At 64.6% G+C, this 1,303-nt stretch carries 2 protein-coding genes; one reads left to right on the forward strand and one right to left on the reverse strand.

The genetic code is table 11. The features are described 5' to 3' along the window. A partial coding sequence (locus EOA36_RS35640; protein ID WP_127281255.1) for a LysR family transcriptional regulator occupies positions 1–483 on the reverse strand: 483 nt, incomplete at its 3' end. A 119-nt stretch (positions 484–602) separates the two neighbouring features. Here EOA36_RS35640 and EOA36_RS35645 point away from each other — a divergent pair. Then, on the forward strand, positions 603–1,303 hold a 701-nt coding region (locus EOA36_RS35645), incomplete at its 3' end, for an MFS transporter (protein WP_145969522.1).

Below are 1,303 nucleotides of genomic sequence, written 5' to 3' on the forward strand. Positions count from 1 at the left end.
GTGCTCGCTATAGGGCAGCGTCTGGCCACAGTGCCAGGCAAGCGCGATGTCGAGGCTGCCTGACATCACCCTTTCGGCGAGGTCGTGGCTGCGCGCGATCCTGGCCTCGATCTTGACCTTGGGATGGGCTCGGGCAAATCGGCCCAGCACGTCCGGCAGCACGGCCTCGCCGAAATCCTCCTGCAGACCGAGCCGCACCCAGCCTTCCAGTTCGACGTCATGGATGGCCGCCGCCGCTTCGTCGTTCAAATCGAGCAGCCGGCGCGCATAGCCGAGCATGGTCTCGCCGGCCTCGGTCAGCGCCAGGCCGCGCCCCACTTTGCGGAAGATCGGCGTCGCTGCCTGTTCTTCCAGTTTCTTCAATTGCGCGCTGACCGCCGAGGTCGACCGGCCAAGCCGGTCGGCGGCCTTGGCGAAGCTGCCCAGCTCCATGCCGGTGACGAAACTTCTGAGGACGTCGAGGTCGAATGTCACCCGTTGCAACGTAATGTCCTGTTTTTCAGGATTGACCGTCAAAAACTTCCTTATTTTAAGGACGGATTTATGGCGATAGAGAGATGCCGTCAAGGCCTGAGACACCGGCCCGCAACGGGAATGAAATCATGTCCGCCATCGACTGTGCCGATCAACAGCCACCACAAATCCTGCAAGGCAGCGCTGCCAGCCCTGCCGGCCGAGTGTTCGGCCCCAACCACCGCTGGAAGGTCCTGGGCATCGGGGTTGCCGCGAATGCCGGGTTCTCGGCCACTTTCTCGGGCATACCGGCAACGGCGGTCGTGCTTCGCCAGAGCTATCACTTGAGCAATGCCGAACTTGGCCTGGCGCTCGGCCTGCTTGGGCTGGGCGTCGCGCTCAGCGAATTGCCCTGGGGTCTGCTCACTGACCGCTGGGGGGATCGCCGCGTGCTTCTGATCGGTCTCGGCGCGACGGCGGCCTGGCTCCTGGTCATGGCGATGCTGGTCGTGCCGACAAGATCAGGCATTCCCGATGTCATGCTGCTGGCGGCAAGCCTGCTCGTCACGGGGCTGCTCGGCGGCAGTGTCAATGGTTCGAGCGGCCGCGCCATCATGGCCTGGTTCAGGGAGAATGAGCGCGGTTTTGCCATGAGCATCAGGCAGACGGCGGTACCGCTCGGCGGCGGCCTCGGCGCACTCGTCCTGCCTTCGCTTGCCCTGGCTTTCGGTTTTGCCGCGGTGTTCGGGCTTCTGGCGGCGGCATCCGCCCTGTCCGCACTGTTTGCCTGGCGTTGGCTGCACGAACCGCCGCCGGCGGGTGAAGCCCACGCCGTCTTATCGGATGGACC

Origin of the sequence: Mesorhizobium sp. M8A.F.Ca.ET.021.01.1.1 (assembly GCF_003998025.1) — a bacterium.
In the GTDB taxonomy this organism is placed as follows: domain Bacteria; phylum Pseudomonadota; class Alphaproteobacteria; order Rhizobiales; family Rhizobiaceae; genus Mesorhizobium.